This is a genomic window from Nocardia sp. NBC_00565, assembly GCF_036345915.1.
Taxonomy (GTDB): Bacteria; Actinomycetota; Actinomycetes; order Mycobacteriales; family Mycobacteriaceae; genus Nocardia.
Genome location: NZ_CP107785.1, coordinates 3,017,792 through 3,042,730, shown reverse-complemented (window position 1 = coordinate 3,042,730; position 24,939 = coordinate 3,017,792). Strand labels below are relative to the sequence as shown.

Genomic DNA, 24,939 nt, shown 5'->3' with positions numbered 1-24,939 from the left:
TGCCGCGCGGCCGCTCCCTGATGAGGTCGAGATATGAACGACACGGTCGCGCTCTGCTTCGAGGAGCGCGAGTACACGCTGGCGGAGCTCGACGGACTGGCCAACGGCCTGGCGGCGACACTGGCGCGACGTGGTGTGCGCGCAGGGGACCGGGTGGCGCTGATGTCGTCGAACCGGCCGGAATTCGTGATCGCAGTGCGGGCCACCTGGCGACTCGGCGCCGCGGTCGTGTTGATCAGCCCGGCCTGGAAGCGGGCCGATGTCGAGCACGCGTTGGCGACCACCCGACCGGCGCATGCCGTGGGCGACCATCCGGTGCTGGCGGAGCTGATGCCGATGCTGGCACTGGACGACCCGATCGCGGTCGAGTCCGCGACCTTCCCGCCACCCGCTCCGGAAGCCGATGCGGTACTCGTATTCAGCTCGGGTACAACGGGATTGCCGAAGGCAGTGCGGCATACGCACGCGTCCCTGGCCGCCGCCGTCGGGCACTGGCGCGCCGCGCTCGGGCTCACCGCACGTGATCGGATCCAGGTCGTCACGCCGCCCTCGCACATCCTCGGCCTGCTCAATATCGTGCTGGCACTGGAGACCGGCGCCTGGGTGCGGTTGCACCGCCGATTCGATCTGGACCGGATGCTGCACAACATCGAGGCCGATCGGATCACGGTGGAGATGGCGGTCGCGCCCATCGCGCTGGCCATCGCCTCGCATCCGGAACTCGAGTCCTATGACCTGTCGTCGCTGCGCTACATCATGTGGGGTGCGACGCCGGTGACACCGAGTGTGGCCGAGATCGTCACGCGGCGGACCGGAGTCGGCTGGGTGCCGGCGTACGGGGCCAGCGAGCTGCCCGTCATCGCCTGCAACCCGATCGACGGCGCCCGCCTGGACAGCGTCGGACGCCCAGTGCCCGGTGTGCGTGTGCGCGTGGTGTCGCTGGAGACCGGAGCCGAAGTCGAGCCCGGTGCGACCGGTGAGATCCAGGTGCGCTCGGAGTCGCTGATGGCCGGCTACCTGCCGGATGACGCGACGGCCGACGCGTTCGACGACGGCTGGTACCGCACCGGTGACGTCGGCCATCTCGACGCCGACGGTTGGCTGCGGCTCACCGACCGGCTCAAGGAAATGATCAAGGTGCGCGGGTTCCCAGTGGCCCCCGCCGAGGTGGAGGCGGTGTTGCACGGTCATCCGGCCGTATCCGACTGCGCGGTGTACGGAATCCCCGATCCGGCCGACGGCGAAGCGATCGTCGCGGCCGTGACCGTGACGGATTCGGTTGCATCCCAAGAACTTATCGACCTGGTCGGGGACCGGCTCGCCTCCTATAAGCGGCCGCGCCAAGTGGTGTTCGTGCCCGAGATTCCGCGCCTGCCCTCCGGCAAGGTGCTGCGCCGAGTAGTCAAGGAGCGTCATGGACGTACGTCTGACGAGTGAACAGCGGCAATTGCGCGACGCGGCCGCCAAACTGGCCGACGACCTCGGTCCGGGCTCGGTCCAGGAGCTGGCCGATGTCGGCCGGATCGAGCGGCTGGCGAAGACGCTCGCGAGCACCGGCTGGCGCGCGCTGCGCTCCGACGGAGCCTCCGGGGTCGAAATCGCCATCGTCGCCGAGGAATTCGGGCGTGGGCTGGTCGATGTGCCGTTCCTCGGCCCGGTACTCGCTGACGATCTGCGCGGGCAACTGGCCGACGACACCCAGCGGTGGACGATCGCGGTGGACGGCCGGGCCGTCGACGCCATGGGATGTCAACGCGCGCTGATGATCACCGGCGATTGGATTCTGGCGAGCGGGATCGGGACCGCGCGCGCGGGAGCGGATCCGACCAGAGCCGAAGCCGAACTGGTCGGTACCCCCGAACCCGTCGGTGAACTGTCCGAGGCGCAGGCGCACCAGTGGCGCGCGCTGGCGCTGGTCGCCACCTGTGCCGATCTGGTCGGCGCGGCCCGCGGTGCCCTCGCGCTCGCTGTCGACTACGCGAAAGTGCGTGCGCAGTACGGGAAGACGATCGGGTCGTATCAGGCCGTGGCCCATCTGCTGGCCGAAGCGCTGGCGTTGATCGAGGGTTCGGTGAGCGTGCTGCGGCACGCCGCGTGGGCCGTCGACGAGCTGACACCGGCCGAAGCGGTGCGCGCCGCGGTGATCGCCAAGCTCTACTGCGCCAGGGCGGCCCGGACCGTCTGCGAGACGTCCGTGCAGGTGCACGGCGGTATCGGCAATACCTGGGAGTGCCTGGCCCATGTCTATCTGCGGCGAGTGCTGACCTCGACCGAACTGTTCCCCGTGCGTTTGGAGGAGATCGACCTTGGACTTTCGTGATTCGCCGGAGGAGGCCGCGTTCCGGGACCGGTTGCGTGCCTGGCTGGTCGAGCAGGCCGGGCGGTTCCCGACCTCGGGAGACGAATACTGGGCGAAGCAGGGTGACTGGCACCGGGCACTGCACGCGGCGGGGTTCTTCGGACTGTCCTGGCCGCAGGAGTACGGCGGCCACGAGCTGCCGCCGGTCTACGACGTCATCCTCGACGAGGAGCTGGCCCGGGCCGGTGCGCCGCCGCGACCCAGCCTCGGCTATCTGCTGCAAGGTCTCGGCCGTCACGGCAGCCGGGAACTGCAACGCCGGTTCCTGCCGGGCATGATCGACGGATCCGAGCGCTGGTGCCAGGGATTCAGCGAACCCGATGCCGGCTCGGATCTCGCCTCGCTGCGGACCACCGCGACCCGCGACGGCGATTCCTATGTCATCCACGGCCACAAGATCTGGACGAGCTACTCCGATGTCGCCGACTGGTGTCTGCTGCTGGCCCGCACCGATCCGGACGCACCACGGCACAAAGGCATTTCGGCCTTCGTGATCGCTATGAAACAGCCCGGCGTGGAACAGCGGCCGCTGCGGATGATGAGCGGTATCACCACCGAATTCGGCCAGGTGCTCTTCGACGGCGCGCGGGTACCCGCCGAGCAGATGGTCGGTGCGCCCGGCGAGGGCTGGGCGTTGGCCATGACGGTTGTCGGACACGAACGCGAACCCTCGACCCTCGGCTATGCGGCCAGGTACGGCAAACTCGTCCGGCAGCTGGCCGCCCGGACCGAGGGCAAGTTGCCGGAGGAGCTGGCCTGGGCGGCGGTAGAGACCGAGATGCTGCGGCTGCATGTGCGCAGACGGCTGTCCGAACAGCTCGACGGGGTATCGCATGGTCCGGACGGCTCGCTCGACAAGCTGCTCATGACCTGGGTGGACCAAGCGGTCGGGCATGCGGCGCTGGCCGTGGGCGGCACCCGCGACCCCGAACTGCTGAGTGCCTATCTCTACAGCCGCGCGCAGAGCGTGATGGGCGGTACCTCGCAGATTCAGAAGAACATCATTGCCGGGCGAATTCTCGGATTGGGAGCTTGATATGTACGACTTGCCGGAGGAAATCGACGTCCGAGCGGACGGGCCGCTGCGGATCATCACCTTGAACCGGCCCGATGCCCTCAACGCGGTCAATGACGCGCTGCACACGGGGCTGGCGCATCTGTGGCCGAAATTGAACGAGGACCGCGACGCCCGCGTCGCCGTGCTCACCGGCGGCGGTAAGGCGTTCTCGGCGGGCGGTGACTTCGCCTACCTCGCGGAGCTGAGCCAGGATGCGGACCTGCGCGCCAAGACGATCGCGCACGGCCGCGACATCGTGCTCGGTATGGCGCGCTGCCGGATCCCGGTGATCGCGGCGGTCAACGGGCCTGCCGTCGGACTCGGCTGCAGTCTGGTCTCGCTCAGCGATATCGTCTACATCGCCGAAACGGCCTACCTCGCCGATCCGCATGTGCAGGTCGGGCTGGTGGCGGCCGACGGCGGCCCGCTCACCTGGCCGCTGCACACCAGCCTGCTGTTCGCGAAGGAGTACGCCCTCACCGGTGCGCGGATTCCGGCCGAGCGGGCCCGTGAGCTGGGGCTGGCCAATCATGTCGTGGCCGATCCGCTGGCCGAGGCGCTGGCCTGCGCGAAGCGGATGCTGGAGTTGCCGAGGCAGGCGGTGGAGAGCACCAAGCGGCTGCTGAATCTGCATCTGGAGCGCAACGTGCTCGCCACCCTCGACTTCGCGACCACGGCCGAGGACCTGTCGTTCCAGACCGCCGATTTCCACGCCACCATCGCCCGGCTCACCGCGGGCAAGAAGTAGGCGATCACCAGCCGTTGCGGTGCGCCGGAAGTCCGGTGCTCAGTCTTTTCGGTTGCGCCGCAACAAGATAGAGGCCCTGGAGGCGCAACGCTTCCAGGGCCTCGTCGATCGGCGTCAGCCCGCGCGGCGCGCCGCAAGGGCTTCCGGGCGCTGGATGGTCCCGGTGATACCGGTGCCGTCCTGGCCGGCCAGGAATGTGGCGGCCGCCGCGAGCGTGCCGATCATGCTGCGGGAGAGATCGGATTCGCCGTTATCGGTGAGCCAGCTCTCGGTGAGTACCAGCCGCGACGGACCCAGGCAGTTCACGGCGATATTGTCGGCCTTCAATTCGGCCGCCAGCCCGAGATAGAGATGCTCGGTGGCCGCCTTGGACACCCGGAAGGCGTTCGCGCCGCGTACGGTCGAGCCGCCACTGGTGGTCATGGCGACCAGTGCACCGCCACCGCGGGCTCTGACGTGCGGAATGACGGCCTTGGTCACGAGGAAGACCCCGGTGAGGTTGGTATCGAGACATTGCTGCCAGCGCCACAGCGGTGTGGACTCGATCGATCCGAGCCAGAGCGCCCCGGTATCGGCGATGAGGATATCGATCCCGCCGAATTGCGCCACCGTCGTGGCCACGGCGGTTTCCACCGAGGTCTCATCGGTGATGTCGCAGGATACCGCCAGTGCCTGCCCACCCTCGTCGGCGATCCGGTCGGCGACCGAATGGATGGTGTCCGGCATCCGGCCGTGGCATTCGGAACGGTCCGCGACCGCGACCGCCGCGCCCTGCTGTGCGAGCGCCATGGCGACCGCCGCGCCGACGCCGCGGCTGGCACCGGCGACGAACGCTACCTTTCCGGTAAGTGTGCCGGTCAACATGTCGGCTGCCCTTCTTGCTACTATCACTCTCTTATTGTGAGAATAGCATTCTCAAGTCAATTAGGGTTACCTTACAGAATAGCTGATGGCCGATGAATATTCCGGAACTGATCGCCGCGGCGCAGCACGGTTCGGCACGGGCGGCAGGACGACTGCTGAGCCTGGTCGAGAGCCCGCGCCGCGAGGAAGTGCTCGCGACGCTCGAGTGGGCGCCGGTACGGGTCGTCGGGGTGACCGGGCCGCCCGGCGCCGGCAAGTCGACCACCATCGCGGCGCTGGTCGGCGGCTATCGCGCGCGCGGTCTGCGAGTCGCCGTGCTCGCGGTGGACCCGTCCTCGCCCTACAGCGGCGGCGCGCTGCTCGGCGACCGAATCCGGATGGCCGCCCATATCGACGATCCGGATGTGCTGATCCGATCGGTGGCCACCCGCGGACATCTCGGTGGGCTCGCCGCCGCGGTGCCCGCCGCCATTCGGCTGCTCGCGGTCCTGGGCTATGACCTGATCATGCTGGAGACCGTGGGCGTCGGCCAGTCCGAGATCGAGATCGCGGCGGTCGCCGATCCCACCGTCGTCATCCTGAATCCCGGTGCGGGAGATGCGATTCAGGCCGCCAAGGCCGGTTTGCTCGAGGTCGCTGACATTCTGGTCGTCAACAAGGCCGATCGGGACGGCGCCGAGCGAACGGTGCGCGAATTGCATATCGAAACCGGGCTGGCGATCCTGTCCCTGGTGGCGGCGCGCGGTACCGGCGTGGCCGAACTGATCGAGGCGATCGAAGCGCACCACCGCGCCGACACCTCCGCTCGCCGGGCCGCCCGCGCGCGAGCGCAGATCCTGTCTCTGGCGCAGACCCGCCTGCGTACCCACCCCGACCTGGACGACCTCGCCGCCGCGGTGGCGGCCGGCCACCATGATCCGTACACCGCGGCGGATCTCCTGCTGCGTCCCGCCGCGGTGGCCGAGGCCGAGGCCCCGGCCCGCGACGCCGGCTGAGGTGTCGCACGCTGCGGGAGGCGACTATTGCGGCGCGACCCCGTCTTCGTGTGCCATCCAGTGCACGAAGCGATGCAGCGGGTACATGGCGTCGTGTGGGTTGCCGATCGTGCTCGGCCCCGCCTCGCCCAGCCGGACGATGCGCTGGGCGCCGCCGCTGGCGAGCCGGTCACGATAGTCGGGCATCCGCTCGGCGGGATAGAAGCCGACCGTCTGTGTCGCCACATCGACGAACTGCACCGCGTCGTCGAGTGCGTCCACCCGAACGACGTTGGCGGTCTTGTTGATCGGGTGGAAGTCCACCGGTTCGTCGGATCGGATTACCAGCCCCTTTCCGTCGGTCTTGCCCCAGATCCGGAACTCGTCGTCGAGCATCCGCAGCATGTCGATCTGCTCACGCAGATCGAGATCGAACGGCCGGGTGTCGCCCGAGGCGGCCGCCTTCGCGACGATCCGCGCGTGCAGCCGCTCGCAGAAGCGGTCCGCGTTCTCGTGATCGGCCTCGACATAGATGAAACGGCTTGCGACACAGGCTTCTTGATTGAGCACCATGACATCGTCGGCGGCACGGTCGGCGGCGATGTCGAGTGTCTCGCCGGTGGTGAACGCTTCGCGGCCGACCATCGAGATCGAGGTCTTGGGGTCGAACGACACCAGTTGGAAACCGGGACCGAGGTATTTGACGACATTGTCGATCGCGTCGCCGCCGCCCCACGCGACGATCTTGTCGAAATACTGCGGCCGATACAGCACCCGCTCGACGGCATCGTCGCCGCCGCGCCAGTAGACCGCCGACATCGACCGCACGATGGCATGGTCGGGGTCGATATCGGCCATGGTCCGCAGGATCGCGACCGTGGTGAAGGGATCGCTCGACGACATCTTGAACAGATTGACCGCCTTCACCAGCGCGCCCTGGGCGATGGACTTCACCGCGACACCCGGGGAGTTGCCGGGCAGTACGTGGACCAGTCGCGGCGCGAATGCGCGCACGAAGCTCTTGCGGCCGGTGAAATCCTGCTTGGGCACCCATTCGTCCAGCGCCCGCGGATCCGGGAAGTTCTGCTCGACCACGGTCCACAGCAGCCGTTTGTCGAGATAGGCGGCCGCGCCCTCGACCTGCGCCGCCAGCACCGCACGCGGCAGTACATGGGTTGCGGCCATGCGCTCGATGCATTCTTGCACTACGGCGTTCTTCGGATCGCGGATCCGCTCGCCGGTCTCGACGAGGAAATCGATGATCTCCGCGAGCGCAACGTTGAGCAGCGGCGGCACGTCGGCGCGGGGATGCACCGCGCGGTCCAGGTCGATCGGCGGCGTTGCGAAGGTGACGCCCAGATCGCGCGAGCGGTGCGTGACGGACTGGTCTTGCACCAATTCGCCGCGCAGGAAGAACGGTGCGGAAACGACGGGTTCGGTCATGGTCATGACAGACCCCGCACGTACGCGTCGACTGTGCCGGCGCAACCGATCTTGTCATCGCCCGCCAGATCGGCGTAGCGGACGATGTTGTTGCGTACCGAAGCCCCCGCGCCGCCACAGGCGCAGGGACTGAAATCGAGCGAGATCTTGTCGCCGGTGATGACACCGCCCCAGCGCCCATCGAGCGAGAGATCGAAAAACGCCGCGCGGCCCTCGATCTCGCCGGTTTCCTGGGGCAGCAGGGTCTCGCCCGCCTCGTCGAGGATGAAGGGCACGATCCAGGGCGGCACGTGATAGCGATCGCCCCCTTGACATTTGGGCATACCGGAATTCAGCTCCTGCATGGAGTAGTTCTGGAAGTCCCGGTTGGCCGGGATATTGAACGTCTGGTGCACGAAGTCCTGGTAATCCGGGGGCAACTGGGCACGCTTGAGCCCACCGCCGACATAGATGCAGTTGTCGGGATGGAAGTCCTTCGCGGAATAGCCCATATCGCGCACGATCCTGGCGACTTGGTACAGCGCGTTCCACAGGCCCGAGATGTAGAGCTTCTCGCCGCGGTATCGGATGAGCTCCTCGGCGCCCGCGATCATCGCCTTGTCGAGGGTTTCCTGCCGCTCGGCGGAGGTTCGCTCGAAATCGGCCAATTCCTCCGGCCGTGCGGTGCCCTCGGCGATCTTCTTGCGCAGCACGACCATCTTGGTCAGTGAGCCGACCGTGATCGGCGGGATCGGCAGGCGGAAGCGCTCTTTGGCCGGATCGCCGAATGCCGCCAGCTGCGCTTGCGCGATGATCATGTTCTTCGGAACGGCGGCGATCGGCGCGAGCCCCAACATTCGCCGGTCCCGGGTGGGTCGCACGCCCGAACCCCAGGAGAAGACATTGACCGTGTCCTTGCGCGACCAGTCCATATCCTGCGACGAGGCGAGCAACATCGCCGACTTGCCGGTGGTCCCGCTGGAGCAGGAAACGTAGTGCCCCTCGGCTTGTAGCCGTGCGATCCAATCGTCGATATCGGCGATGTCCGATGTCTCGATCGGGCTGATCGGATAGGGCGAGATGGTGCCCAGCCATTTGCCGAGCCGGTCCCAGCGCCGCTCGGTCAGAAAGCTCTCGGGATAGCTCTTGTAGGCGGTGTGCGGGAACAGCAGCGGCACCATATCCGCGCGATCGCGGACCTCGGTGATGCCGGCCTCGCGTGCGCGATGGCCCAAGAGCTTGATGCGGTCCTTGCGCTCGTGGAACCGCTCGTTCAGTGCCGCCACCTGCGTTTCGCGCAGTTCGGCGGGGGAGTGGCGGAAGCGGTCCTCGGCGTCGACCAGCCTGGTCAGTTGTGCGGTGGCTGAGTTCACGGGGCGTCCCATCGATATGCTGCTGCTAAAATAGCAACTGATGCGTTTCATTAATTTGTCATCATCATAATGATTGAAGGTTCCGGTGCCAGGCAAGAGGGAATTTTGGTGGAGGCCGACTTGACGGACGCGATCGCATCTACCCGCCGCGGGGCCGGGCGGCCCACCCGTGAGCAGGCCGAAGCGCGGCACAGTGAACTGCTCGATACCGCGCTCGACCTGTTCCTGGCGCACGGCTTCGAGGTGGCGACTATCGAGATGATCGCCAACCGCGTCGGCATGACCAAGCGCACGGTCTATGCGCGCTATGCAGACAAGTCCTCGCTGTTTCTGGCCGCGGTGCAGCGCGCCATCGAGCGGCAGATCGTGCCCCGGCACGTGCTCGAAGAGTTGGACCGGGGCGAGTTGGCCGAAACGCTGGAAGCGATCGCGCGGCTGCGCATCGGCCAGGTGATGACGCCCAACGGCCTGCGTCTGCAGCGCATCATCAATACCGAAAGCTACCGCTTCCCAACAATATTCACCGCCAACTACGAGCAGAGCGCAAAACCGGTGATCGAATTCGTCGCGGGCCTGCTCGATCGGGCGATCGCAGCAGAGGCGATCGCGCCGACCGATGTCGACCTCGCCGCCTCGGCCTTCATGAGCATGGTGGTGGGCGGCACGGTGCGCGCGATAGTGAGCGGCAGCACGCCCACGGCGGCTGAGCTGGACCAGAAGGTGCACTTCACCGTGCACCTGCTGCTCGATGGCCTGCGGCCACGCTGAACGACGAGGAGAGAATGTCTTGCGATTCGATGCGAAACGGCCGGTCGCGGTCGTCACGGGAGCCAGTGCCGGAATCGGCGAGTCGACCGCGCGCAAGCTGGTGGAACTCGGCTGGCGGGTAATCGGCGTCGGCCGCGATCCGGAACGCAGTGCCCAGGCGGCGACGCGGATCGCGGCAGCGGTGCGCGATGGTGGCGGCTTCACGATGGTGCGTGGTGACTTCACGCTGATGTCGGAGGTCGAGCGGGTCGTCGCGGAGATCGGGACCCGCACCGCTCATATCGATGTCCTCATCAACAACGCCGGTGGCGTGCGGGATCGGCGGATCGTCACCGCCGAAGGGACGGAGGCGACCTTCGCCGCCAACCATCTCGCCCCCTTTCTGCTGACGCGGGAGCTGACGCCGCTGCTCGCGGCGAGTTCGACCGGATCCGCTCGGGTGATCGCGGTGTCCTCCAGCGCCCATCGCATCAGCCGCGGATTCGACTGGGACGATCTGCAGAGCCTGCGCGATTTCGATTCCGTCGTCGCCTACGGCCAGGCGAAGCTCGCCAATATCCTGTTCACTCGCGAGTTGGCGCGCCGTGCGGGTCGGGACGGGATAGTCGCCCAGGTCATGCATCCAGGTGTAGTGGCCAGCAATTTCGCGTCACACGGCAATGCGGCGATGCGGGCGCATATGGCCGCCGCGGATACCGTTTCGCCGGACGAACCGGCCGAAACGCTGGTCTGGCTGGCCACTGAAGCCGAAGGCGGCCGCGACGGTGGGCGCTACTTCCATCGGAAGGCTGAAGAGGCGCCCGCCCCCGCCGCACAGGACGATGCGGCCGCCGCCCGCCTGTGGGCCGCGAGCGAAACATTGCTGACCGAGATCGGTTATCCGGCGCACCTCGTCGACGAGAATTACAATCGCTAAATGCGAGAATGATAATCTCGGTTGGCGGGGGTCGAGGCCGTCCGGGCCCTCGCCCGAGTTCCGCCGAGCAGAGGAGATGCCGCGGTGCAGGTCGAGAACAAGCCGGAGGAACGTCGGCACATCCTGCTCGAGCTGGGATTGACGACCAGGAAGATCGGCGACGAGCTGCACGCCTGCGCCGTGATCACGCCGGAGATGCACGTTCCCGGCACCGCCCACCTGCGGACCTCCATTCTGGCCACCTGGGCCGACACGCTGGCGGGTCTGCTGGCCTCGCAGGTCATGGGGCCGCGCGTCCCGGTGACCCTCGAGCTCGACGTCAACCTGTATCGACCCGCTCCCGGTGTGGGCGAGGTGCGGGCATTCGGCCGGACCGTGAAGGTGGGCCGTTCGGTATTCGTCGCGGAGATGGAGTTTACCGTCGATGACGAGCCGGTCGCGGTGGCGGCGGCCTCCTTCATGGTGGCGCCCAATCCCGATGTGCGACTGCCGCATCAGCTGAGCATCGATATGCCCGCGACCGGGCTGCGGCTCACCAAACCGCTGGCCGAACGGGCCGGATGCGAACGGCGCAGTCCGGGCGTCGCGGTGCTGCCCCGATCCGAGGACGGTCTGAACGCCTCCAACACCTTCAACGGCGGCCTCATCGCTCTCGCCGCGGAGGAGGCCGTGCTGTCGCTCGCGCCGGGCGAGAGCCTGTGCTTTCTCGGCCTGCGCTATCTGCAGGCGGCCCGGGTGGGACCCGTGGTCGCCACCGCGCGCCTGCGCGACGGTGTCGGGCGGGTGGAGTTGCGCGACTCCGGCAACGACAACCGGCTCACGACACTGGCCACGGCCAGAACGTTCAGATGATTTCATCGCTGAAGTAGGGATAACGCTATGAACGTCGAGAACTCCGCCGCACCCGACGAGCGCAGGAGCCGCCGCTACCGATTCGACCGGCACCGGCCCGACTATCGCCACCAGTTCGAATCGATCACCCAGGACATGCAGCGGCAATGCCCAGTCGCCTGGTCCGACACCTACGACGGGCACTGGGTCGCCGCGGGCAACAACGAGGTATTCGCACTGGCGCGCTGTCCACATGTGTCGAACGACCACGACCCGAACGGTGAGCGGCGCGGGTATCGGGGCATCACCATTCCGCCACCGCCCCCCGAGGAGAGCATGCGCAGCGGCATCCTCGAAATGGATGAACCAGAACACCGCCTGTATCGGCAGGTGCTCAATCCGTACCTGTCACCGGCCGCCGTCAAACGGTGGATCCCGTTCATCGACGAAATAGTGCGCGCCTGTCTCGACGAGCGGATCGAGCAAGGGGTCATCGACTTCGTCGATGACCTCGCCAATATCGTTCCGGCTGTGCTCACCCTGGCGATGCTGGGTATTCCGTTGCACAAGTGGGCGATCTACAACGAGCCGGCGCACGCCTCGGTGTACACACCACAGGACTCGCCCGATCACCCGCGAGTCGTGGAACTGCGCAAGGCGATGGGGCAGGATCTGCTCGCCAATCTCGTGGAGATTCGGGAAAAACCACGTCCGGGTCTGATCGATGCGCTGGTCCGGGCTCGGATCGACGGTGCGGCGGCGCCCGACGTCGAGCTACTCGGCATGCTGTCGCTGCTGATCGGCGGCGGTTTCGACACGACGACCGCACTCACCGCGCATGCCCTCGAATGGCTGTCGGAAAATCCGCGGGACCGGGCGATACTCAGCGATGAGCGGGAGACGCTGCTGGATTCCGCGACGGAGGAGTTCCTGCGGTTCTTCACGCCCGCGCCCGGTGACGGCCGCACCTTCGCCGAGGATTGCGAGATCGCCGGCACACAATTCCGGGAGGGCGAACGTCTGTGGTTGTCCTGGGCGATGGCGAATCGGGATCCCGAGGCGTTCGCACAGCCCAACGACGTCATCCTGGATCGAAAGGGCAACCGGCACTTCAGTTTCGGTATCGGCATCCATCGCTGTATCGGCTCCAATGTCGCGCGCACGGTCTTCAAGCGGATGCTCGTTGCGGTACTCGACCGGATGCCGGATTACCGCTGCGACCCAGAGGGGGCCGTGCACTACGAAACGATCGGCGTCATCCAGGGCATGCGGCACCTTCCGGCGCACTTCACGCCCGGTCCCGGACTCGGTGCGGGACTGGACGAGACTCTCGACAAGCTGCAGCGGATCTGTGACGAGCAAGGGCCGGCCGAACCGGTTACCGTGCGCCCGGCGGGCGACTGAGTTCCTGCCGCCGTGGGGCCGATCCGACAGATCTGAGTCGCTTGTCGGATCGGCGGCAACGATGCTGCTCAGCTCAGTACCGGAATGATCTGTGGCAGGTCGAGCGTTGTTCGGATCCCGCTGAGCGCCGCGCAGACGTAGGGCACGGCGTTGACGGCGCGATGGGCGGTGTAGCCGGGGGAAACCTCGCTCATGCGCTCCAGCGGTATCGAGAATCGCATGTCGATGTCGAGCGGCGCATCGCCCTCGACCGACACATGCCAGCCGGTATCGCGGACCGTCCAGGCCGGATCCAGGTCCGTTGTGCAATACCAGTTGGCCCGGAAACGCAGCAGCGCCCGCCCATTTCGCATCCCGGAGACGGTGATTCGCTGTGCCGCAACGGAACCTGCGTCGAGAGTGCCCGCGGCGATGTGCGTCCTCTGGCGGGCGGTGGCGAACTCGCCATCGACTTCCACCGAGTCCAGTGGCAGTCCGAGCGCATCCGCGAGCAGTTGCAGCGACGGGCCGAAATTTCCCTGCAGGTGGGCGAGCCGGTGTTCGTCGAACTCGGTGGGCGGATGTCCGAAACCCATGACATCGAACAGGATGCCCGGCGAATCGCGTTGTGACAGATCCGCGTACTCGTCGATGGTGAGGGATTCCAGGTGCCGCTGAATCGAGGACAGCACCAACGGAACGGCCTCGGTGATGAAGCCAGGGCTGCTGCCGGTGCTGTGGATCGAGGTATCGCCGAGTGCGCATGCCTGCTCGACCTCGGCCCGGATCCGAGGATCCATGCTGTCCGGCCGATGGAATTCACCACGGGTGGTCACAACATTGGTTCCCGCCGTCAGCAAGCGGCAGACCTCGTCCACATCGAGCTCGCGCGGCATGTACAGCACGCAGTCGGCATCGAGATCAATGATGCTCTCGATATCGTTGGTGGCGCGCACGCCCGTCGGGTCGAGCCCGCACAGTTCACCGGCGTCGCGCCCGACCTTGTCGGGCCCGTGGACATACACCCCGGCCAGCGTCAGATTCGGGTGCTCGATGATCGCGCGCAGTGCGCGCGTACCGATATTGCCGGTCGCCCACTGGACGACGGAGTACTTGCCTGCGGACGGGTTGGTGGATTCCAGAACCATCTCACACCTTCTGCTCGACTCGGTGGACTTCGGAAAGCTGCTGTGCCGCATCGGGTTTGAACCGAAGTATGGCTTCCTGGGCGTAGGAGGCGACGAGGGTGCCCGACGCGGTGAGCACATCGCCGCGACCGAAACACCGGCCGTGTGCCAGCAGCGGGCTGTGCTGGCGCAGCAACAGCCAGTCGTCGGTGCGGAAGGGGCGGTGGAACCAGAGGGTATGGGAGGTCACGGCCGAGTCGAACACCGTGCCGTTGCCGCCCTGGCTCACACCCTCGACCGGGCGCAGGGCCGTGCCGATGAGATTGAGGTCGGTGGCGTATGCGGTCAGTGCCGGGGCGAGGTCCTGGCCGACCGCCGGTGTGCGCATCCAGAACTCGTATTCCGGTGCGGCGGCGGCGGTTTCGTTCAGGTCGGCGTCGGAGCGGGTCTCCCAGGGCAGCAGGCTGAACTCGACCCGTTGCGCATCGGTCGGGACGGCCGGTACCTCGGCGGTGCTCTGCAGCTCGGGCCCGGCCTCGGCGCTGTGCATGGACACCGCGGCGCTGGCCACCACCGCCGCGGACTGCCTGGCGATGATCGTCAGCGTGGCGAACGAGCGTCCTTCATGGTGACGGGACACCTCGTACCGGACGGTTTCCCCGGACCGGCCCTCTTTCGCGAATGTCGCGTGCACGGATTTGACGGTCTTGTCCGGGCAGGCGAGTTCGGTCGCGCGGACGAACTGCCCGAGAATCTGCCCGCCGAACAGTCGGCGGTATTCGAGCCGCAGATTGGGCCCCTCGAAGACGGCCGTTGCGCCGGGGTCGGCCGCGGACGGATGACCGTTGGTGTCATCGGTCGGCTCGGTGCGGTGTAGATCTAGGCAGGCGAGGAGATCATTCCAGAGGTCGGGCATGTCCCGAGTGTAAGCGATGTTCTACCTACATGAGAATTAAATTCTCCTACCCGGATTCGGCTATTCCGACGGTACAGAAGTCCGACAGTTCCTCGGCGGTGATCGGGCGCACCGTCGCGTCGTCGTTGCCGCCACTGGATTGGGCGGTGAACATGATCGTCTGCATTGCCAGCGCGGCCATCCGGCGCGGATTGGTGCCCGCGCGCAGCCGGCCGGCCTGATCGGCATCGATCATCAGCTCGGTGAACAGCGCGAGCAGCGCCACATGCGCCGCCTTGACCTGCGCGGGATGGGTGACCAGCAGTCGCGGTGCGAAATCGGTGAACAGTGGGCGCCGCACGCTCGGATCAGGACGGCACAGTTCGAACAGCAGCCGCATCGCGACCACCAGCCGGTCGAGCGGATCGGCCTGGCCCGTGGCCGCGGCGCGGATCTGCTCGGCGGTGCGGGTCAGCGCTTCCTCGAAGAGCGCGAGCAGCAATTCGTGCTTACCGTCGAACTGCAGGTAGAAGCTGCGTAGCGATTGGCGCGAACGTTCGACCACCTCCTGGACGGTGAACTCCGTCGTGCCCTTCTCGGTGATGAGCGCCTGCGCGGCGTCCAGGAACCGCTGAACCCGCTCTTCGGCGCGCAGTTTCGCGGTCCTGATCGACCGCTCGACCGCACGCTGCTTCCAGGCGGGCTGGTCGGTCGGACTGCCCGCCGGCTCGTCGTGTCGCTGTCGTGTCACAACTGCACCAGGCGTGCGGCGCTGCCGGTCGACCGCAGCGTTGCGCCGGCCTCCCGGATGAGCTCCCGGGAGCTGCAGAGTAGCCCGTCGAGCACCAGTACCCGCCGGATATGCCGGTGCAGATCGTGTTCGGCGGTGAAGCCGATGCCGCCGAGCACCTGTTGGCAGTGCCGGGCCGCGGTCGTCGCCGCCCGGCCCGCGGCGGCCTTGGCGAGCAGTGCGCCCATATCGTCGGCAGCCGGATCATCGGTGACGGCTTCGAGTGTGGCCTGCGCGCCTTCGATGGCGACGAGCGTTTCCGCGAGCCGATGCCGCACGGCTTGGAAGGAAGCAAGGGGGCGACCGAACTGCACGCGGTCCAAGGCATGGGTTCTGGCGAGCGTCAGCATGGCGCGGCTCGCGCCGACCAACCACCACCCCAGGGCGCGACGGCCCGCGGCCAGCGGGACCGGATACCCGACGGGCACCCGGTGTATCGGCAGGTCGCCGTCGATCGATGTGCCGACCTCGTCGGTGTGGGCCCACAACACCCACGAACCTCCCGCGAACGGCAGCGGCACCGAGCCACCGGTCGGCTTGCCCGCCGCGACCCGCACGACATCATTGAGTACCGGGGCGTGTGCTCCGGTCTCGCCGAGCAGCCGAAACACCAGCGGCACAGCCACATCCGGCGCTTCGGTGAGCATCTCGTGCCAACCGAGGTCGACGAGTGCCCCGTAGAGGTCGCGGCCCGATGCCGCCAGCATGGTCTTGCGCAGCGTTTCGGTCAGCAGCTCGCGTTCGGCATCGTCCACGGCTCACTCCTTCCCCAGGTCGAGCAGTCGGCGCGCGATGATATTGCGTTGGATTTCGGCGGTGCCGCCATAGATCGTCGCCGCGCGCGAGTACAGGAATTCCGTGCGCCAGCGCACATCGTCGAGTTCGAGTGTGCCGGGCAGCAGATCCCGCACGGTGTCGAACAGTTGCTGTTCGGCGGTGGCCAGTAAGACCTTGTCGATGGAGGTCTCCGGACCGAGTTCGGCGCCGTCGGCGAGGCGCTGCTGGGTGGCCCGGGACCGGCAGCGAATGGTGTGCAGCGCGAGATAGGCGGCGCCGAGTTCGGCGTCGTCCGGTATGGACGTCTCGGTCAGCAGATCGTCCAATCGCGTGTACAGATAGGCGACCCGGTGCCAGAAGCAGGTCGAGCGCTCATATGGCAGCAGATCCATCGCGACCCGCCAGCCGTCACCCGGTCGGCCGAGCATCCGGTCCGCGGGGACGACCACCTCGTCGAAGTACACCTCGGCGAATTCGTCGACGCCGTGCATCGTGCGCAGCGGCCGGACGGTGATACCGGGGGAGTCCATATCCACGAAGAACGCGGTGATCCCCGCATGCCCCGGCGCGGTTCGGGTGAGCAGCACGCACCGCGTCGAGAACTGGGCGAGGCTGGTCCAGACCTTCTGGCCGGATATCACCCAATCCGCGCCGCGCTGCTCGGCCCGGGTGGTCAGGGAAGCGAGATCGCTGCCGGAGCCGGGTTCGGAGAATCCCTGGCACCACTGTTCGCGGCCGCTCAGCAGACGCGGCACCATATCCGCGGCCAGTTCCGGCCGGGCGTAGGCGATCATGGTCGGTGCGAGCACCTCGACCATGGAATAGATTCCGGGTTCGGCGAGGTCCCGGGTGGCGACCTCTTCACCAAGGATCGCCCGGAAGACGGCCGGCCCGCCGAGGCCTCCCACCTCGGCGGGCCAGCCGTAGCGCATCCAGCCCGCGTCGTACAGGGCTCGGCGGACCCGGGCCAGTTGCGCGACCTGTTCGTCGAGGGAGTGACTGACACCGACGGACAGGTTGTTCTCGTCGAGCCAGGTCCGCAGACCGGCCCGGAATTCGGTGCGATTCATACACTCGGTCGTTCGAAGGCATGCGGGCGGCCCGAATCGTGGTCGCCGTTGCGGCGGATGAACGTCATCGCCCGGGTGCGCAGCCGCCAACCGGCATCGGTGCGAGCATAGGTATCGCTGTAGTAGCCGATCCGCATATCGTGGGTGGCGTGGTCGATGAAGCACAGCGGCTGGGTGCCGCCGGCGCTGTCGCCATCGAGTTCGAGCGCCGGAGTTCCGGTGAGGAACAACCCTTTCGGGGCGGCCGCGACCAGATCGGGGAACTCGGCCAGGGGGTAGGTATCGCCGAACGCGCTGTAGGTGCCATCGGGGGTGAAGACCGCGAGCAGCCCCTCGATATCGCCCTTGGTGATGGTGACCGCGTAGCGCGCGAGCAGCTGCTCGAGTTCGATCACATCGTCAGTTCTGGACAAAGACCTTGCCGCCTTTCATCACGAACCGCACCCGCTGGGTTGCGGTGATGTCCGCTATGGGGTCGCCGGCTACCGCGATGACATCGGCGAGCAGCCCCTCGGCGAGTCGGCCGCGGTCGGTGACGTCGATCAGCTCGGCGGCCGTGACGGTCGCGGCCCGCAGCACATCCAGCGGGCGCATACCACGTTCGACGAGCGCGACCAGCTCGTCGGCGTTGCGGCCGTGCGGAATCGCGGGGGCATCGGTACCCACCGCGATCTTCACTCCGGCCTTGTAGGCGGCCAGCACCGAAGTGCGTGCGCGCGGGAACATTTCGGCGGCCTTGGCCTGGAGTTCGGGCGCGGCCTTGGAGACATCCATGGCATCGGCCAGCCGAGTCGTCGGCACCAGATACGTGCCGCGCTCGACCATCAGCGCGATCGCGTCGTCATCGATGAGGAAACCGTGCTCGATACAGTCGATCCCGGCCTCGACCGCCGCCCGCACGGCATCCGCGCCATGGGTGTGCGAGGCGACGCGCAGCCCGCGCCGATGGGCCTCGTCCACGATCGCGCGCAGCTCCTCGGCCGAATAGTGTTGGGCACCGGGCGCGCCGGTCATCGACATGACCCCGCCCGAGACGCACACCTTGATCAGCTGGGCGCCATGTTTGATCTGGTACCGGACCGCCTTGCGTACCTCGTCGACGCCGTTGGCGATGCCCTCTTCGACGGTCAGGTCCAGCACATGCGGTGCGAACGCCGAGAACATCGTCGGGTCCAGATGCCCACCGGTCGGGGTGATCGCATGGCCGGCAGGCACGACCCGCGGACCGTCGATCCAGCCCGCGTCGATGGCCTTGCCCAGCGCGACATCCAGTAGGTAACCGCCGGTCTTGACGAACAACCCGAGATTGCGCACGGTGGTGAACCCCGCCCGCAGCGTGCGGCGGGCATTGCCCACCGCACGCAGCATGCGCAGCGCGGGATCGTCCTGGACGCTGGAGGCCAGCCCGGTCTCGCCCCGCCCGCCCATCAGGAGGTTGACCTCCATATCCATCAGGCCGGGCAGCAGTATCACGTCACCGAGGTCGAGCAGTTCACCCTCGGGTGATCCGCCGACACCGACGATGCGATCGCCCTCGATCCGCAGGATGCCGGGTCGGATGATCTCGCCGGTGTCGATATCGAGTAGTCCGGCGGCCTTCAGCGTCAGCATGGTCAGACCACCGGCTCCTTGATGAGTTCGACCATGGCGGCGCCACTGTCGGGCACTCGCGCCTGCTTCCACACCTCCACCGGGAAGGTCACATTGATCAGCGACTGCATCAGATGGAACAGGGCACGGGCGTCGTCGGGCAGATCACCCCAGGGGAACTTGTCGCAGTAGGTGATCGCCGCGTCGATGCGCGGGAACGCGGCGTCGTAGAACTCCTGCATTTGCGCCATGGAGGAGGCCAGGCGCTTGGCATACCGCTCCGGCTCGGTGGCCAGCACCCAGTCGGCGAATGGTTCCAGGTCGGCGAATTCAGCGGGCAGCAGTGGCATCGCGGTACTCCTTGACTTTGTCCTTGGCGACCTTGTGCAGGTGACGCAGCAGGATCTCCTGGTCGTTGAGGGGGAAATCGGAGACGACCCGGGTGGCCAGCATCGTCTGGGTCGCCTCCAGCGTGTTCGCGTCCTGGAGCGCGTATTCCTTGAACGTGACCGCGGCCAGTTCCTGGCCGAGCCGCTCGCGGGCGTTCTTCGCGGGTACGAAGTGCAGGCTCGCCTCGAAGATGTGCCGGTTCACCGCGGTCGGCCAGTAGTGGTAGGTGAGGAACCAGCCCGGCTCCCAGAACAGCAGCGACATATTCGGGAAGATCTCGAATTCGTCGATGCCCCATGCCCGGTGGCCGCTGGGATTGATGCTGGGCGGCAGTTGATCGAGGCCTTCGATATCGGGCTTGTCCCACAGACCGAACAGACCACTGCGCAGGACCCGCTCGATCGGCTTGACCATGCTCAGGTCCTTGGGCGGGGACATACCGCCCCAGGAGGAGACCATCGAGTGCGGGCTGTCCAACTGATAGTGCAGCGCCTCGAAGCCGACCCCGGCCAGCTTTTCGGCCTCATCCTTGACGGCCTGCTTCATGTGCAGGATGGGCGCGTGATAGAACTCGGCGAAGGCGTCGATGAACAGTTTCCAGTTGCTGCCGATATCGGCCCGGTAGGTGTACACCTCGGTCATCTCGTGGAACGGATAACCCTCGACGCCCTTGACCATCGAGCCGAGGTAGTCGTTGAGCGGCTGGGCATCCTCGTCCAGGTTGATGAAGATGAACCCTTCCCACACCTCGCAGCGCACCGACTTCAGTCCGTACTGCTGTTTGTCGAGGTCGAAGAACTCGTGCTCCTGCTGGACGAAATTCACCTCGCCTTCCAGGCTGTAGCGCCAGGCGTGGTACTTGCAGGTGAATTGGCGGCAGGTGCCCGCGGTCTCCTCGTTCGGGTAGTCGTCCCACACCAGCTTGTTGCCGCGATGGCGGCAGATGTTGTGGAAGGCGCGCACAACGCCGTCGGTGCCCTTGACGATGATCAGCGATGTGCCGATGCAGGCGAGTTCCCGGGTGAAATAGCTGCCGCCGCGCGGAAGACGTTCCACGCGACCGACATTGAGCCAGGATTTCCGGAAGATCGCGTTGCGCTCGTCTTCGTAGAACTGCGGATCGATCGAGTCGGTGTAGTCGACCGGCTCGGTGCCGAGCTCGGGATAGTTCTTGGTCCAGCTTCCCGCGGCTGGTTTGGTGAAGTGGGGCAACGGATTACCTTTCAGTGTTCGACTTCTACGCCGAATGTGTTGAAGGCCATGGCCAACATGCAGTAGCAGCCGACCGTGAAAACCAGGTCCATGCACTGGCGCTCGTTCAGGCGCTCGCCGAGTGCGGCCCAGGTCTGGTCGGACAGGTTGGACTTGTCGTCGAGTTCGTCGGCGGCACTGAGCACGAGGTTGTCGAACTCGTCGGGGGCGGTGCCGCGTTGGATGGACGCGATGTCGTCTTCGGTCAATCCCGCCTGCGCCGCGAACTCGAGATGGTGGTTCCACTCGTAGGTGCAGCCGCGTCGGTGTGCGACACGCATGATCGTCAGTTCGCGCACGCGCGGCGGCAGCGTCGACCGGAACAGCAGATGGACGCCGAGGCCGAAGAACGCCTTGGCCAGGGCCGGGTGCCGGACCAGTGTGGCCAGGACATTGCCGGCTTCCTCCGGGTTCTGCCGCTCGCGGGCGAGGATGCCGGCGAGTGAGCGCTGGACCTCGTCGTCCCATTGGTCTGCTGGCAGCGGGGGTAGACGCATCGTTCCCTCCTCTCGGGTTGGAGAATTAGATTCTCACTTTTGAACTGTAAGATTTCCACGCGACGGCCGGATAGTCAATCGCGCGCCGGAGTACCGGCCGGTTCTCCGGCTGGCGACGGGCTCGCCGACGTCGGATCGCGCGCCGCTGCCGAGGTGCTGGCTCAGCATCTCGGCTCGAGGCTGGTGCAGCATTGATTCTCTTCAAATGAGAAGCTAGTTTTCAATCAGTGAGAGCCAGGAACGGAGATTCATCATGACGACAGCACCCCCGCGTCCGGGTGACCAGCTCGCCAGCACCGTGTGCAGCACTCGGGTGGTGGTGATCCGGATCCCGGCCGACGCCGCACCGGTGCTCGCCTGCGGTGGGAGCCCGATGGTTCCCGCGGCCACCGCCACGCCGGTCGCGGCGAACGGGTCGACGGTCACGGTGCTCGGCAAGCGTTATGTCGACGCGAGTGAGACGGTCGAGGTGCTGTGCACCGCCGCCGGTGCGGGGGAGCTGAGCTGCGACGGCGTGCCGATGACGATCAAGGCCGCCAAGGCGCTGCCGGCCTCGGATTGACGAGTTGCCGAGTGCGGCGCGACGACATCAACTCGATGCGCTGCGCGCGTCGGTGGCCGACCACGACATCAGCATCCGCTCGCGGGCGCGTGCGGTCGATGAATCTTTCCGGTGAAAGGAGTGGATGTGTCCGCGGGCATGAATTTCGAACTCAGCGAGGATCAGCAACTGATTCGCAAATCGGTCGCCGAACTGGTGAAGCGGTTCGATGACCAGTATTGGATGCACAAGGATCAGGCACATGAATTCCCGACGGAGTTCTACCAGGCGATAGCCGGCGGCGGTTGGCTGGGCATCACCATTCCGGAGGCGTACGGCGGCCATGGTCTCGGCATCACCGAGGCGTCGCTGCTGCTCGAGGAGGTGTCGCGGTCCGGCGGCGGGATGAATGCCGCCAGCTCGATCCATATATCGATCTTCGGTATGCATCCGGTCGTGGTGCACGGCTCCGAGGAACTCAAGCGCCGGACCTTGCCGCGTATCGCGGCAGGCGATCTGCATGTCTGTTTCGGGGTCACCGAGCCGGGCGCGGGGCTGGACACCACGCGCATCACGACATTCGCCAAACGCGACGGCGACCACTATGTGGTGAACGGGCGCAAGGTGTGGATCTCCAAGGCCATGGAGTCGGAGAAGATTCTGCTGCTGACCCGTACCCAGAGTTATGACGAGGTCGGTAAGAAGACCGACGGTATGACGCTGTTCCTCACCGACCTGGATCGCAGCCGGGTCGATATCCGGCCGATCGCCAAGATGGGCCGCAACGCGGTCACCTCGAACGAATTGTTCATCGACGATCTGCGCGTGCCGGTCGCCGATCGAGTCGGTGCGGAGGGCAGGGGATTCCAATACCTGCTCGATGGCCTGAACCCCGAGCGGATGTTGATCGCCGCCGAGGCCCTCGGCCTGGGCCGGGTGGCATTGGACAAGGCCGTGAAATACGCCAACCAGCGGGTCGTGTTCGGCCGGCCGATCGGCATGAACCAGGCCATCCAGTTCCCGCTCGCGGATTCGCTGACCCATTTGGACGCGGCGGAACTGATATTGCGCAAGGCCACCTGGCTCTATGACAACGGCAAGCCGTGCGGGCGCGAGGCGAATACCGCCAAATATCTGTGCGCGGACGCCGGATTCACCGCGGCCGACCGCGCACTGCAGACACACGGCGGTATGGGCTACGCCGAGGAATACAACGTCGCCCGCTATTTCCGAGAGGCGCGGGTGATGAAGATCGCGCCGATCAGTCAAGAAATGATCCTGAACTACCTGGGATCACACACGCTGGGAATGCCGAGGAGCTACTGAATGGCTATCGAGAATCGATATTTCGACCTGACCGGCCGCTCGGCGCTGGTCACCGGCGCCGCGGGCGGTATCGGCTCGGCTGTCGCACGGGCCTACGCCGCCGCGGGTGCGGCGGTGCTGGTGACCGATGTCGACGGCGCGGCCGCCGCGGACGTCGCCGAGAAGATCACCGCCGAAGGCGGCACCGCCGGCTCGGCGGCATTGGACGTGCGTGATCGCGCGGCGGCCGATGCCGCGGTCGCCGCGGCGGCGGAGCTGGGTGATGGCACCCTGCACATTCTGGTGAACAACGCCGGGGTGACCGATCCGGCGATGTTCGCCGATACGACCGAGGATTCGATCCGGCGGCTGATCGACATCCATCTGATGGGCACGTTCACCTGTTCGCAGGCCGCGCTGCCGAAGCTGGCGACCGATGGCACCGGGCGGATCATCAACGTGACCTCCTCGGCAGGCATCGTCGGCACCCTTGGCCAGGTGAACTACTCCGCGGCCAAGGCGGGCATCATCGGCGTGACGAAATCCCTCGCCCGCGAACTGGCGCGCAAGAACATCCTGGTGAACGCGCTCGCGCCGCTGGCGGCGACCCCGATGACGAACACCATTCGCACCGACGAGAAATTCGCCGCCCAGATGCTGGCCCGAATTCCGTTGCGGCGGTGGGCGGAACCGGCGGAGATCGCCGGCGCGTTCGTCTTCCTGGCCTCGGACGCGTCCTCCTTCGTCACCGGGCAGGTGCTGCCGGTGGACGGCGGCATGGTGATGTGATGGCCGAGCAGGCGCCGGTGGGCGCACCGCTGGCGGGTGTCACCGTGGTGACCTTGGAGCAGGCGGTGTCGGCGCCGATGTGCACCCGAACGCTCGCCGATCTGGGGGCCCGGGTGATCAAGGTGGAGAACCCGAGCGGCGGCGATTTCGCCCGGCATTACGACGATGTGGTCAATGGCCTCGCGGCGCACTTCGTGTGGTGTAACCGAGGCAAGGAATCGGTGACTCTGGATCTGAAATCGACTGCCGGACTGGAGGTGCTGCACCGGCTGCTCGAGCGCGCCGACGTGCTGGTGTCCAATCTCGCGCCCGGCGCCACCACCCGGCTCGGCCTCGCGCCGGCCGATCTGGCCGAGCGTCATCCCGATCTGATCGCGGTGGAGATCGATGGGTTCGGCGCGGGCGGGCCGCTGTCGGGTAAACGCGCGTACGACCTACTCGCGCAAGCGGAATCGGGAGTATGCGCGGTCACCGGCGAGCCGGGCGCACCGGCGAAACCCGGGCCGCCGGTGGCCGATGTCAGCACCGGTTTGTCCGCCGCGGTGTCGATCGTGGCGCTGCTGTACGCACGCGGGCAGCGCGGTACCGGTGGTGCGGCCGTCAGCGTGAGCCTGTTCGACACCATGGCCGACGTGATGGGGTACCAACTCACCTATACCCGGCACTCCGGGGTGGACCAGCAGCCGTTGGGCATGAGTTCGCCCGCGGTGGCGCCCTACGGCGCTTATCGGACCGCCGACGGGCAGACCGTGGTGCTCGGCACGACGAACGACGCCGAATGGCAACGGTTCGCGCGTGCACTGCTCGGGCGTCCGGACCTGGCCGAGGACGCGCGGTTCCGGACCAATCCCGATCGGGTTCGCCATCGCGACGTGCTCGAGGCCGAGGTCGGCGCCTGGTGCGCGCACCATGATCTGGCCCATGTGCAGAAGGCCGCGGATGCGGCCGGTATCGGCAATGCCCGCTACAACTTGCCCAGCGAGGTGATCGTGCATCCGCAGTTGACCGATCGGGATCGCTGGCGTCGTATCGACACGCCGGCGGGCCCGATCCCGTCGCTGCTGCCGCCGCCGATCATCGCCGGTTTCGACCCGCCCATGGGCGCGGTGCCCGCGCTCGGCCAGCACACCGCAGAGGTGCTCGCCGAATTCGGACTCTCCGATGACGAGATCTCCCTGCTGCGCGTGCGCGGCGTCATCGGACCGGCCTACCGCTGATTTCG

Annotated in this window: 26 protein-coding genes; 13 read left to right on the top strand and 13 right to left on the bottom strand. The window is 66.7% G+C overall.

What is annotated here, in order from left to right; all coding sequences use genetic code 11:
- Window positions 1–33 precede the first annotated feature (33 nt).
- The 4 genes from OG874_RS14595 to OG874_RS14580 are packed head-to-tail and all read left to right on the top strand — an operon-like array spanning window position 34 to window position 4,164.
- Window positions 34–1,437, top strand: coding sequence for a class I adenylate-forming enzyme family protein (locus OG874_RS14595; RefSeq protein WP_330255675.1), 1,404 nt, complete (start codon window positions 34–36; stop codon window positions 1,435–1,437).
- Window positions 1,415–2,320, top strand: coding sequence for an acyl-CoA dehydrogenase family protein (locus OG874_RS14590; protein ID WP_330255674.1), 906 nt, complete (start codon window positions 1,415–1,417; stop codon window positions 2,318–2,320). The genes OG874_RS14595 and OG874_RS14590 overlap by 23 nt, the downstream gene beginning before the upstream one ends.
- The gene (locus OG874_RS14585) at window positions 2,307–3,395 is read left to right on the top strand and encodes an acyl-CoA dehydrogenase family protein (RefSeq protein WP_330255673.1); all 1,089 of its coding nucleotides are present in this window, start codon (window positions 2,307–2,309) and stop codon (window positions 3,393–3,395) included. The genes OG874_RS14590 and OG874_RS14585 overlap by 14 nt, the downstream gene beginning before the upstream one ends.
- A 1-nt stretch (window position 3,396) precedes the next feature.
- Complete coding sequence (locus tag OG874_RS14580; RefSeq protein ID WP_330255672.1) at window positions 3,397–4,164, top strand: enoyl-CoA hydratase/isomerase family protein; 768 nt, start codon at window positions 3,397–3,399, stop codon at window positions 4,162–4,164.
- A 114-nt stretch (window positions 4,165–4,278) separates the two neighbouring features.
- Here OG874_RS14580 and OG874_RS14575 read toward each other — a convergent pair whose 3' ends face one another.
- The gene (locus OG874_RS14575) at window positions 4,279–5,028 is read right to left on the bottom strand and encodes an SDR family NAD(P)-dependent oxidoreductase (protein ID WP_330255671.1); all 750 of its coding nucleotides are present in this window, start codon (window positions 5,026–5,028) and stop codon (window positions 4,279–4,281) included.
- Window positions 5,029–5,120: 92 nt separating this feature from the next.
- Here OG874_RS14575 and meaB point away from each other — a divergent pair, with 92 nt between their 5' ends.
- Window positions 5,121–6,023 carry a methylmalonyl Co-A mutase-associated GTPase MeaB gene (gene meaB / locus OG874_RS14570; protein ID WP_330255670.1) on the top strand — a complete coding sequence of 301 codons (903 nt, stop codon included), beginning with the start codon at window positions 5,121–5,123 and terminating at the stop codon, window positions 6,021–6,023.
- Between the two features lie 24 nt (window positions 6,024–6,047).
- Here meaB and OG874_RS14565 read toward each other — a convergent pair whose 3' ends face one another.
- Entirely contained in the window at window positions 6,048–7,451 is a 1,404-nt protein-coding gene (locus OG874_RS14565; RefSeq protein ID WP_330255669.1) for an acyl-CoA reductase, read from the bottom strand.
- Window positions 7,448–8,989: a hypothetical protein gene (locus OG874_RS14560; protein ID WP_330255668.1), complete on the bottom strand. Its 1,542-nt coding sequence runs from the start codon at window positions 8,987–8,989 to the stop codon at window positions 7,448–7,450. Before OG874_RS14560 ends, OG874_RS14565 begins: the two co-directional genes overlap by 4 nt.
- Between OG874_RS14560 and OG874_RS14555 the strand changes: the two genes are divergently transcribed.
- The 4 genes from OG874_RS14555 to OG874_RS14540 all read left to right on the top strand — a co-directional run bounded on the left by OG874_RS14555 (window position 8,918) and on the right by OG874_RS14540 (window position 12,716).
- Window positions 8,918–9,565, top strand: a complete 648-nt coding sequence (locus OG874_RS14555) for a TetR/AcrR family transcriptional regulator (RefSeq protein WP_330255667.1) — start codon at window positions 8,918–8,920, stop codon at window positions 9,563–9,565. The genes OG874_RS14560 and OG874_RS14555 overlap by 72 nt on opposite strands.
- Window positions 9,566–9,584: 19 nt before the next feature.
- On the top strand, window positions 9,585–10,481 hold the full coding sequence (locus tag OG874_RS14550) for an SDR family NAD(P)-dependent oxidoreductase (protein ID WP_330255666.1): 897 nt from the start codon (window positions 9,585–9,587) through the stop codon (window positions 10,479–10,481).
- 84 nt (window positions 10,482–10,565) lie between these two features.
- A complete protein-coding gene (locus OG874_RS14545) occupies window positions 10,566–11,333 on the top strand; it encodes a PaaI family thioesterase (protein WP_330255665.1) in 768 nt (255 codons plus the stop codon).
- A gap of 27 nt (window positions 11,334–11,360) precedes the next feature.
- Window positions 11,361–12,716: a cytochrome P450 gene (locus OG874_RS14540; protein ID WP_330255664.1), complete on the top strand. Its 1,356-nt coding sequence runs from the start codon at window positions 11,361–11,363 to the stop codon at window positions 12,714–12,716.
- A 68-nt stretch (window positions 12,717–12,784) separates the two neighbouring features.
- Here the strand turns inward: OG874_RS14540 and OG874_RS14535 are convergent, their stop codons facing one another.
- The 10 genes from OG874_RS14535 to OG874_RS14490 are packed head-to-tail and all read right to left on the bottom strand — an operon-like array spanning window position 12,785 to window position 21,082.
- Window positions 12,785–13,843, bottom strand: coding sequence for an NAD(P)H-dependent amine dehydrogenase family protein (locus OG874_RS14535; RefSeq protein ID WP_330255663.1), 1,059 nt, complete (start codon window positions 13,841–13,843; stop codon window positions 12,785–12,787).
- Window position 13,844: 1 nt separating this feature from the next.
- Window positions 13,845–14,738 carry an acyl-CoA thioesterase gene (locus OG874_RS14530; RefSeq protein WP_330255662.1) on the bottom strand — a complete coding sequence of 298 codons (894 nt, stop codon included), beginning with the start codon at window positions 14,736–14,738 and terminating at the stop codon, window positions 13,845–13,847.
- A gap of 46 nt (window positions 14,739–14,784) precedes the next feature.
- Complete coding sequence (locus OG874_RS14525) at window positions 14,785–15,468, bottom strand: TetR/AcrR family transcriptional regulator (RefSeq protein ID WP_330255661.1); 684 nt, start codon at window positions 15,466–15,468, stop codon at window positions 14,785–14,787.
- A complete protein-coding gene (locus OG874_RS14520) occupies window positions 15,465–16,214 on the bottom strand; it encodes an acyl-CoA dehydrogenase family protein (protein WP_330257293.1) in 750 nt (249 codons plus the stop codon). Before OG874_RS14520 ends, OG874_RS14525 begins: the two co-directional genes overlap by 4 nt.
- Before the next feature lie 51 nt (window positions 16,215–16,265).
- Complete coding sequence (locus OG874_RS14515; RefSeq protein ID WP_330255660.1) at window positions 16,266–17,354, bottom strand: acyl-CoA dehydrogenase family protein; 1,089 nt, start codon at window positions 17,352–17,354, stop codon at window positions 16,266–16,268.
- Window positions 17,351–17,767 (bottom strand): nuclear transport factor 2 family protein, encoded by a 417-nt coding sequence (locus tag OG874_RS14510; protein ID WP_330255659.1) that lies wholly within the window; start codon window positions 17,765–17,767, stop codon window positions 17,351–17,353. The genes OG874_RS14515 and OG874_RS14510 overlap by 4 nt, the downstream gene beginning before the upstream one ends.
- Complete coding sequence (locus OG874_RS14505) at window positions 17,754–18,965, bottom strand: metal-dependent hydrolase family protein (RefSeq protein ID WP_330255658.1); 1,212 nt, start codon at window positions 18,963–18,965, stop codon at window positions 17,754–17,756. Before OG874_RS14505 ends, OG874_RS14510 begins: the two co-directional genes overlap by 14 nt.
- Window positions 18,966–18,967: 2 nt before the next feature.
- Window positions 18,968–19,294 (bottom strand): hypothetical protein, encoded by a 327-nt coding sequence (locus OG874_RS14500; protein ID WP_330255657.1) that lies wholly within the window; start codon window positions 19,292–19,294, stop codon window positions 18,968–18,970.
- Complete coding sequence (locus OG874_RS14495; RefSeq protein ID WP_330255656.1) at window positions 19,275–20,546, bottom strand: aromatic ring-hydroxylating oxygenase subunit alpha; 1,272 nt, start codon at window positions 20,544–20,546, stop codon at window positions 19,275–19,277. Before OG874_RS14495 ends, OG874_RS14500 begins: the two co-directional genes overlap by 20 nt.
- An 11-nt stretch (window positions 20,547–20,557) precedes the next feature.
- A complete protein-coding gene (locus tag OG874_RS14490; protein WP_330255655.1) occupies window positions 20,558–21,082 on the bottom strand; it encodes a carboxymuconolactone decarboxylase family protein in 525 nt (174 codons plus the stop codon).
- Between the two features lie 253 nt (window positions 21,083–21,335).
- Here OG874_RS14490 and OG874_RS14485 point away from each other — a divergent pair, with 253 nt between their 5' ends.
- The 4 genes from OG874_RS14485 (at window position 21,336) to OG874_RS14470 (ending at window position 24,934) form a co-directional block, all read left to right on the top strand.
- Window positions 21,336–21,644: a hypothetical protein gene (locus tag OG874_RS14485; RefSeq protein WP_330255654.1), complete on the top strand. Its 309-nt coding sequence runs from the start codon at window positions 21,336–21,338 to the stop codon at window positions 21,642–21,644.
- A 138-nt stretch (window positions 21,645–21,782) separates the two neighbouring features.
- Window positions 21,783–22,949, top strand: coding sequence for an acyl-CoA dehydrogenase family protein (locus OG874_RS14480; RefSeq protein WP_330257292.1), 1,167 nt, complete (start codon window positions 21,783–21,785; stop codon window positions 22,947–22,949).
- Window positions 22,950–23,717, top strand: a complete 768-nt coding sequence (locus OG874_RS14475; RefSeq protein ID WP_330255653.1) for an SDR family NAD(P)-dependent oxidoreductase — start codon at window positions 22,950–22,952, stop codon at window positions 23,715–23,717. It abuts the gene before it with no gap.
- Window positions 23,717–24,934 carry a CaiB/BaiF CoA transferase family protein gene (locus OG874_RS14470; protein ID WP_330255652.1) on the top strand — a complete coding sequence of 406 codons (1,218 nt, stop codon included), beginning with the start codon at window positions 23,717–23,719 and terminating at the stop codon, window positions 24,932–24,934. The genes OG874_RS14475 and OG874_RS14470 overlap by 1 nt, the downstream gene beginning before the upstream one ends.
- Window positions 24,935–24,939: the final 5 nt, after the last annotated feature.

What these genes read in the sequence shown, in the direction of transcription:
- OG874_RS14595 (WP_330255675.1), top strand. Translation starts at nt 34, where the DNA reads ATGAACGACACGGTCGCGCTCTGCTTCGAGGAGCGCGAGTACACGCTG.
- OG874_RS14590 (WP_330255674.1), top strand. Translation starts at nt 1,415, where the DNA reads ATGGACGTACGTCTGACGAGTGAACAGCGGCAATTGCGCGACGCGGCC.
- OG874_RS14580 (WP_330255672.1), top strand. Translation starts at nt 3,397, where the DNA reads ATGTACGACTTGCCGGAGGAAATCGACGTCCGAGCGGACGGGCCGCTG.
- OG874_RS14575 (WP_330255671.1), bottom strand. Translation starts at nt 5,028, where the DNA reads ATGTTGACCGGCACACTTACCGGAAAGGTAGCGTTCGTCGCCGGTGCC.
- meaB (WP_330255670.1), top strand. Translation starts at nt 5,121, where the DNA reads ATGAATATTCCGGAACTGATCGCCGCGGCGCAGCACGGTTCGGCACGG.
- OG874_RS14565 (WP_330255669.1), bottom strand. Translation starts at nt 7,451, where the DNA reads ATGACCATGACCGAACCCGTCGTTTCCGCACCGTTCTTCCTGCGCGGC.
- OG874_RS14540 (WP_330255664.1), top strand. Translation starts at nt 11,361, where the DNA reads ATGAACGTCGAGAACTCCGCCGCACCCGACGAGCGCAGGAGCCGCCGC.
- OG874_RS14535 (WP_330255663.1), bottom strand. Translation starts at nt 13,843, where the DNA reads ATGGTTCTGGAATCCACCAACCCGTCCGCAGGCAAGTACTCCGTCGTC.
- OG874_RS14530 (WP_330255662.1), bottom strand. Translation starts at nt 14,738, where the DNA reads ATGCCCGACCTCTGGAATGATCTCCTCGCCTGCCTAGATCTACACCGC.
- OG874_RS14520 (WP_330257293.1), bottom strand. Translation starts at nt 16,214, where the DNA reads ATGCTGGCGGCATCGGGCCGCGACCTCTACGGGGCACTCGTCGACCTC.
- OG874_RS14515 (WP_330255660.1), bottom strand. Translation starts at nt 17,354, where the DNA reads ATGAATCGCACCGAATTCCGGGCCGGTCTGCGGACCTGGCTCGACGAG.
- OG874_RS14505 (WP_330255658.1), bottom strand. Translation starts at nt 18,965, where the DNA reads ATGCTGACGCTGAAGGCCGCCGGACTACTCGATATCGACACCGGCGAG.
- OG874_RS14500 (WP_330255657.1), bottom strand. Translation starts at nt 19,294, where the DNA reads ATGCCACTGCTGCCCGCTGAATTCGCCGACCTGGAACCATTCGCCGAC.
- OG874_RS14490 (WP_330255655.1), bottom strand. Translation starts at nt 21,082, where the DNA reads ATGCGTCTACCCCCGCTGCCAGCAGACCAATGGGACGACGAGGTCCAG.
- OG874_RS14485 (WP_330255654.1), top strand. Translation starts at nt 21,336, where the DNA reads ATGACGACAGCACCCCCGCGTCCGGGTGACCAGCTCGCCAGCACCGTG.
- OG874_RS14480 (WP_330257292.1), top strand. Translation starts at nt 21,783, where the DNA reads ATGAATTTCGAACTCAGCGAGGATCAGCAACTGATTCGCAAATCGGTC.
- OG874_RS14475 (WP_330255653.1), top strand. Translation starts at nt 22,950, where the DNA reads ATGGCTATCGAGAATCGATATTTCGACCTGACCGGCCGCTCGGCGCTG.
- OG874_RS14470 (WP_330255652.1), top strand. Translation starts at nt 23,717, where the DNA reads ATGGCCGAGCAGGCGCCGGTGGGCGCACCGCTGGCGGGTGTCACCGTG.